This window comes from Paenarthrobacter sp. 10L420, from assembly GCF_056395385.1.
Map to the genome: position 1 here is coordinate 72,186 of NZ_JBFTJK010000019.1, position 7,266 is coordinate 79,451.

The 7,266-nt window shown below is 61.6% G+C and carries 6 protein-coding genes; 1 reads left to right on the plus strand and 5 read right to left on the minus strand.

What is annotated here, in order from left to right:
* Nucleotides 1-82 precede the first annotated feature (82 nt).
* Nucleotides 83-2,281 (plus strand): alpha-galactosidase, encoded by a 2,199-nt coding sequence (locus tag AC1DD5_RS21440; protein WP_477522731.1) that lies wholly within the window; start codon nucleotides 83-85, stop codon nucleotides 2,279-2,281.
* Nucleotides 2,282-2,583: 302 nt separating this feature from the next.
* Here the strand turns inward: AC1DD5_RS21440 and AC1DD5_RS21445 are convergent, their stop codons facing one another.
* From AC1DD5_RS21445 to AC1DD5_RS21465, 5 genes are all read right to left on the minus strand, one after another.
* Nucleotides 2,584-3,354, minus strand: a complete 771-nt coding sequence (locus tag AC1DD5_RS21445; protein ID WP_477522732.1) for a D-glutamate cyclase family protein — start codon at nucleotides 3,352-3,354, stop codon at nucleotides 2,584-2,586.
* Between the two features lies 1 nt (nucleotide 3,355).
* Complete coding sequence (locus AC1DD5_RS21450; RefSeq protein ID WP_477522733.1) at nucleotides 3,356-4,633, minus strand: MFS transporter; 1,278 nt, start codon at nucleotides 4,631-4,633, stop codon at nucleotides 3,356-3,358.
* Between the two features lie 163 nt (nucleotides 4,634-4,796).
* The gene (locus AC1DD5_RS21455; protein ID WP_477522734.1) at nucleotides 4,797-5,696 is read right to left on the minus strand and encodes a 5-oxoprolinase subunit C family protein; all 900 of its coding nucleotides are present in this window, start codon (nucleotides 5,694-5,696) and stop codon (nucleotides 4,797-4,799) included.
* Nucleotides 5,693-6,331, minus strand: a complete 639-nt coding sequence (locus tag AC1DD5_RS21460; RefSeq protein ID WP_477522735.1) for a 5-oxoprolinase subunit B family protein — start codon at nucleotides 6,329-6,331, stop codon at nucleotides 5,693-5,695. Before AC1DD5_RS21460 ends, AC1DD5_RS21455 begins: the two co-directional genes overlap by 4 nt.
* The gene (locus AC1DD5_RS21465; RefSeq protein WP_477522736.1) at nucleotides 6,328-7,101 is read right to left on the minus strand and encodes a LamB/YcsF family protein; all 774 of its coding nucleotides are present in this window, start codon (nucleotides 7,099-7,101) and stop codon (nucleotides 6,328-6,330) included. The genes AC1DD5_RS21460 and AC1DD5_RS21465 overlap by 4 nt, the downstream gene beginning before the upstream one ends.
* Nucleotides 7,102-7,266: the final 165 nt, after the last annotated feature.

The window sequence follows — 7,266 nt, forward strand, 5'->3', positions numbered from 1 at the left end:
CCTACCTACTGCGGCAGCGGGAGTCGTCTTCCCCCAGCGCGCAGTCTTACCCGTTCACTCCCACTCAGAAGGACAGCATTCAATGGAACCCCTCCACCTCCGTTCCGCCGGCACCAGCCTGGTGATCAGCTTCGACAGCGGAGAGGCCGAAGTCATCCACTGGGGCGCGGACCTCGGCAGTACGCTGCCAAACCTCGCCATCCTCACGGCGGCCATCCCGCCGTCGTCCGCCGACACCACCGTGCCCGCCGGCCTCCTGCCGCAGGCATCCTCCAGCTGGCGCGGCCGCCCCGCCCTCCGCGGTCACCGCATCTCCGACGGCGTCCCCGGGCTCGACTTCTCGGCCCACCTCCGCATCGTGAGCGCCAGTGCCGAGGGGACCTCCGCGGTGATCGTGCAGTCCGATCCCGACGCCGGCCTCACCGTATCCACCGCCATGGCGCTGCACGACGGCGGCCTGCTGGAACTCCGGCACACCGTCACCAACGACGGCAGCACGCCTTACCAGCTCGACGAACTGGCGACCGTCCTGCCGGTGGCGCCGGACGCCGTCGAACTCCTTGACCTGACCGGGCGCTGGTGCCGGGAACGCCACCCGCAGCGCCGCCCCATCCAGCAGGGCACGTGGGTCCGTACCGGCCGACACGGCCGAACCGGTCACGACTCCTCGCTGCTCTTCGCAGCCGGCACCGCCGGATTCGGCAACCGCCACGGAAAGGTCTGGGCCACCCACCTGGCCTGGAGCGGCAACCACGAACAGTTCGCGGACAGCATCGGCGACGGCCGCACCATGATCGGCGGCTCGGAGCTCCTCGGCCCCGCCGAAGTCACCCTCGCACCCGGTGCCAGCTACACCACGCCGGCGCTCTTCGCCGCGTACTCGGACCGCGGCCTGGACGGCATCAGCGAGGCGTTCTACAGCTGGTTCCGGTCCCGCCCCCACCACGTGCTGCCCGCCATGTCCAGTGGAGCCCCGGCCGGCAAGCCCCGTCCCGTGGTGCTCAACACCTGGGAAGCGGTCTACTTCGACCACAACCTGTCCACCCTGATCGAACTGGCCGATTCCGCTGCGGACCTTGGCGTGGAACGATTTGTGCTCGACGACGGGTGGTTCCGTGGGCGGCGCGGCGACCATGCCGGTCTGGGTGACTGGTACGTCGACGAATCACTTTGGCCGGACGGGCTGACACCGCTGATCGATGCCGTCACCTCCCGCGGAATGGAATTCGGGCTCTGGGTGGAAGCCGAAATGGTGAACCTCGACTCGGATATTGCCCGGGCACACCCGGAGTGGATTGTTGGTCCTTCGGTCCAGAGCTACAAGGACGGCGGCCGCCTGCCCATCGAATGGCGGAACCAGCACGTCATCGACCTCGTCAACCCGGACGCGTGGCAGTACATTTTCGATCGCGTCGACGCCCTGCTGCGCGAGAACAACATCAGCTACCTCAAGTGGGACCAGAACAGAGACCACCTGGAGCACGGGCACGCCGGCCGCTCCTCGGTCCACGAACAGACCCTGGCTGCTTACCGGCTCTTTGACGAGCTCAAGAAGGCCCACCCAGGCGTCGAGATTGAGAGCTGCTCCTCCGGCGGGGCCCGTGTGGACCTGGGCATCCTGGAACGCACGGACCGCATCTGGGCCTCGGACTGCAACGATGCCCTGGAACGGCAGACCATCCAGCGTTGGACCGGGCTGGTGGTCCCGCCCGAACTCGTGGGCGCGCACGTCGGCCCCACCACCGCGCACACCACGGCCCGCACACACGACGTGTCGTTCCGGGCCATCACGGCCCTGTTTGGCCACTTCGGCATGGAATGGGACGTCCGCGGGGTCCAGGGCGCCGAGCGTGAGGAAGTCAAACGCTTCATCGGCCTCTACAAGCAACACCGCGGCCTGATCCATAGTGGCCGGATGATCCGCGCCGACGTCGCTGATGACTCGCTTATGCTCCACGGCGTGGTGGCCGACGGCGGTGCAGACATGGGCGAAGGTTCGACGGCGGCGCTGTTTGCCTTGGTCAGAACCCGCACCGCGTTCGCTGAACAGCCCGGACGGATTTCCATTCCCGGTCTGGAGCCGGACCGGGTGTACCGTGTGGAAGCCGTCTTCCCGGCTCCGGGTGACGCCGATTATTCGCACACGTTCGCCCAGGTCAAGCCCCCGGCCTGGCTGACGGACTGCGCCGTTGCGGGCGGCCGTTTCCTGGCCGAGGTGGGACTGCCCATGCCCGTCCTCAACCCTGAACACGCAGTGCTGTTGAAATTCACCGCACTGTAAATAGCGCACAGGGGCGGCCCCGCCGTTTCCACCGCTCTTGGCGGGCGCGGAAACGGCGGAGCAGTCCCCGTCGTTTCGGTTCAGTCTTGCGAAGTGCGATCAGCGCGCAACGTCCACACCGAAGGTCCTGAATCGGTTGAAGGGAAGATAGCGCCCTCCGCGATGAATCGAAGGATTCCGAAGCGGTCCTCCCATACACCGGTAACCGGGCAATGCGACCCGGTTGAGCAACGGCTATTGGATGGCTTTTTTGTGTGCTGTCTCTTGCCGGTGACGTTGCTGATTCTCTTCATGACTGTTTCCTAGTGCTGAGGTACGGGCTTGTTATCGAAGACGAACATATGCCCTGGGTAGTGGGTTATCAGTGTGTGCATTCCCAGCCTCGGCAACACGAGTTGGGGAGTGACACCACATGCCCAGAACATCGGGACTTCGCCGTCGGGAATTTCGGGCGTGGGACCAAAATCGGGCGCCAAAAGGTCCGTGATCCCGAGGCCGGATGGGTCACCAATGTGGATTGGTGACCCATGACCGGTGGGATAGCGGGCGGTGAGTTGCACGATCCCGGCCACTTGGCCGGCAGGGAACGATCGCATGCTTACAGCCAAAGGTCCGTGAATCTTTCCCGCCGATACAGTCTGCCGGTTCGTTATGTAGACAGGGGGTGCCGGGCTGGCGTGCCGGCGAACGGTGTATCCGGCATCGGCTATAGGGCCTTCGAAGGTATGTGAACATCCCAGCAGGAATCCCACCATGTCCCCGGTCCAGTACTTCGAAACTTCAACCGGCTCCTCGACAAGTTCTCCGCTTTTCCATACCCGGTAGCGTGGTAGGTCCGTGCGCACATCCGCTGTTCCACTGTCCAAGTTGACCCAGGGGTTTCCCGGGGCGGTCACGGCGATGACCGGACATACTTGAGGATTACGGACACAGAAGAGGAGAAAATCGAAGGCATGGGCTTCAGGCACGGCCACAAAGTTTGCCTGCTGGTAACCCCTGAGCATTCCTGCCGTAGGTCCTGTCCAGTTTGCAGCCCTGATCTCGTCTCGAAGTTGGGCCGGGGACGTGATCATCTTAGAGGTCGTCCTTGGACGTCTCGCGGATCCAGATCAGGGTGATAAGGGCGACGGCGCATGCGCCGATCAGGATAAATCCTGGTGCAAGGAGATTGCCCGTTGACGCGATCAAGGAGGTTGCCAGGAGCGGGGTGAGTCCGCCGCCGAGAATCGTTCCGATGTTGAAGCTAAGGGAGATACCGGTGTAGCGGACCTGGGTGGGGAATTGCTCCGTGTAGGTTGGATAGCCAACGGATTGCACGATCGGCATCGGAAGGGCAAGAACGACCATTGCGGCGATTGCCAAGGGTACATTCCCTGAACCCATGATCAGCATCATCGGTACAACGAGAATCAGATATCCAAAGAAACCGATAGCGAGGACTTTCCGACGACCGATGCGGTCAGAGAGACCACCCCAGAACGGCATCATGACCGCGACTGCTATTCCGATGCAGGCCATCGTCCAGTACACCGTGGTTCGGTCCAGCTTCAGGTACTGCGTCATGTAGATGTTCATGAAGATGAACCCGACCCAGTAGCCCACGTTCTGGCCAAACGAAACCAGTATGACGCGAAGTACGTTCTTCCAGTGTTTGGTGACCACTGTCTTGAGGGGAGATTTGGGCAGTTCGTTCTTTTCCTGCAACTGCTCGAATGCATGTGCCTCGGTGATCTTGCGGCGGATCACAACTGAAAGGATCACCAGGGGTATGGACATCAGGAAGGGAATGCGCCAACCGAACTCGCTCATTTGTTCGTTACCCAGTAAACCGGAGCAGATTCCTGCCACGGTCGCCGCAGCGGCACCCCCAATTGCGACACCCATGGGTGTGAAGCCACCCCAGAAGCCGCGTCGGCCGTTAGGAGCAGACTCCGCAACATAGGTCGCAGCGCCGGTAACTTCACCACCAGCGAAGAAGCCTTGGAACAAGCGGATGATGAGGAGCAATACGGGCGCCCACAAACCCGCCGTTTCGTGCGTGGGCAACAGGCCGGTCGCGGCCGTCGCCGACCCCATCCCGATCACGGTGATCAGAAGCACGATACGGCGGCCGAATAGGTCCCCGAGCCGGCCGAGGATGATGCCTCCCAACGGCCGGATAACAAAGGCGCTGCCGAAGACTGCCAAGGTAGAGAGCAACGCTGTTGCCGGATCCTCGCTTGGGAAGAACAAGGGACTGATGATTACGGCAAGGTAACCGTAAACGCCAAATTCGTAGTACTCGATAGCCGTTCCAACCATTGCGGCAATGGCTGCCCGCCGTGGTGTCGAATGGGTCTTGGGGGCTGTCATGCTTGTATGTGTACTCATGGAAACCTCAAAGGGGTTGAGGCAGCTGAACGCTGCGAAAAATGAGTGCGGATGGGAAGCCGCCGCCAAGGCGGGATTTCATTGGCGTGAACAACGCCTAGCGGCGGCTTTCCCTGTTGTTGTTTCGTTGGGATTTTCCGGGATCTTAGGCCGGGATGAGGGCCAACTTGCTGCCCGGTCTTGCTTGCGCGATGACGCCGAGATCGGCTTCAGTCACGACACCTATGACGGGATAACCGCCAGTCACTGGACGGTCAGCCATGAACACGATGGGCTCACCGGAAGGTGGTATCTGTATGGAACCCAACGCAGTACCTTCGCTCGGAAGAGATCCGAGCTGGGTAAGGATTCGATGACCTGTCAGGCGGGTGCCCACCCGGTTCGTCTCTGACGACACGGTCCACGGCGAGCTAACCAGAGTCTTCTTGTCCTCTGCAGTGAACAGTTCGTCACGCGGGCCCCAACGGAAACGGATCCTTGCGGTTCCAATGGGGACTCGGCTGAATACCGAATCTGTGTCCCAGGTCGGGGTCTCCGCCGGGCCGATTCGTAGATGGGACCCATCCTGAACCACTGATGGGCCAATTCCTGAGAGCGTGTCCGTTGAACACGAACCAAGTACAGGTTCGACAACTATGCCGCCGCTTATGGCCAGGTAGCTTCGGAGGCCTACTGCTGGCGCGCCTATCTTGAGGACCGCATCAGCGGGAATCCAAAACAAATAGGGATCAGGGACACTGCGTCCGGCTACGGTCACCGGGGCCGGCGCGCCGGTGACCGATGCCCATCGACCGTGGCTGAGGCTTCCGGTAAGACCTCCCAGAGTCAGCTCCAGAGCGGGACGGTCAACACTGTTTCCGACGAGCCGATTAGCCACGGTGAAGCTTTCAAGATCCAAGGCTCCCGAGGTTGTTACGCCATAGTGGGCGTACCCCGTTCGGCCAAGATCCTGGATTGTAGTCAGCGGCCCTGCGTTGATTAGACGTAAAGATGTGTCTGCGGTCACTCGGGAGTTCTGCATGTCGACATCTGAGAGCAGTGTCACGGAGTGCCTCCCACCGATTCGAAAATGATCCTGTCACCCGCGGCAAGTTTGGCTGGGGGTTCCTCCTGTAGATCCCAAAGCTTGGTGGTGGTTCTACCGATCAGATGCCAGCCACCTGGTGTGCTGCCTGGATAGACGACGCTTTGATTCGCGGCAATAGCAACCGATCCTGCAGGAATGTCCGTCCGCGGGCTCTCCCGTCGCGGAAGATGCAGCTTCGACGACAACCCATCAATGTAGGCAAACCCCGGCGCAAACCCGAAGAAACCAACCTGATGCTGGGTTCCAGTGTGCTCCCGGACCACGTCCTCTAAAGTGAGGCCGCATTGCTGTGCAACGAATTCGAGGTCAGGACCGTCATAAACCACCTGGATCGTGACAATCCGGCCCGCCAAGTCCTGTTGAATAGCCAGCAGATCTTCTTCGAGCAGAGCTGTTAAGTCAGCTTCCACGTCGCGCAAATCCCGCGCGGAACGCGCCGATACAAGGACGGACGAAGACGTCGGCACGACAGCTTCCAGCCGCGACTCCCACCGCCCCCGCCTTAGAACGGCAGCCAGGGCCGCGGCAGAACCGTCACCCACATCGACGAGCAGGCTCTTGTCGCCTGCAGGATGAATCGCCTGGCGAGTCATGAGCGTGCTCCAATTCCAACAAGCTCCACACCGTGGGCCTGCAACGTCTCAGCCACACGGGCCGCGATCACCGAAGCGCCGGGGGTGTCGCTGTGAATGCAGATGGCTGCCGGTGGCTGTTCAAATTCGACAATCTCCCCCGTAATGGCCCGGACGGTGCGCTGCGAAACCATTTGCAAACACCGGTCGGCAACTTCTTCCGGGTCCGTGACGACTGCGCCGTGTTGCGACCTGTCGACCAGCAATCCCTCTGCCGTGTAGGCACGATCGGCGAAAGCCTCTGCCAGTGGGATGATGCCTGCCGCGACAGCGGCCTCCCAGGTCTCGGTCTCAGGCTGGCAAAGCACAGGTAATCCAGCTGATGCAGTGGCCACGGCTTCAATGATTGCCTTGGCGTGCTCCTCATTGCGGGCAGCCACGTTGTAGAGCGCTCCATGCGCTTTGACGTAGCTAATGGTGCTGCCGGCAATCTCCGCGAAGACCCTCAGAGCCCCGATTTGGTAGATCAGGTCATTGACTAAGTCGACACGGGAAATTCCCATAAAGCGCCGACCGAAGCCGACCAGGTCGCGGTAGGACACCTGGGCACCGATTGAGACGGATCGTTCGACTGCTTTAGAGCAGACGCTTCTAATAGTGCTGGGGTCCCCAGCATGAAACCCGCACGCAACGTTCGCTGCCGTGACGTGCTCCAAGATCCCGTCATCGTCTCCAAAGCTCCACGCGCCGAACCCTTCAGCTACATCGCTATTGAGCGCAATCTGAATCATGATTCAGCCCAGCCTCGGGGTGAGCCAGTTTTGGAAGCGGTTGCCGTGGGTGACGGGGTCGATGAGGAGGAGTTTGGTGCCTGGTTCGTTGCCGGGTTCGGTGCGGGTGTGGATGAACCAGGGGCCGTCTTCGGTGAGGGTTTGTTTCAGGGCGAGGGACAGTTC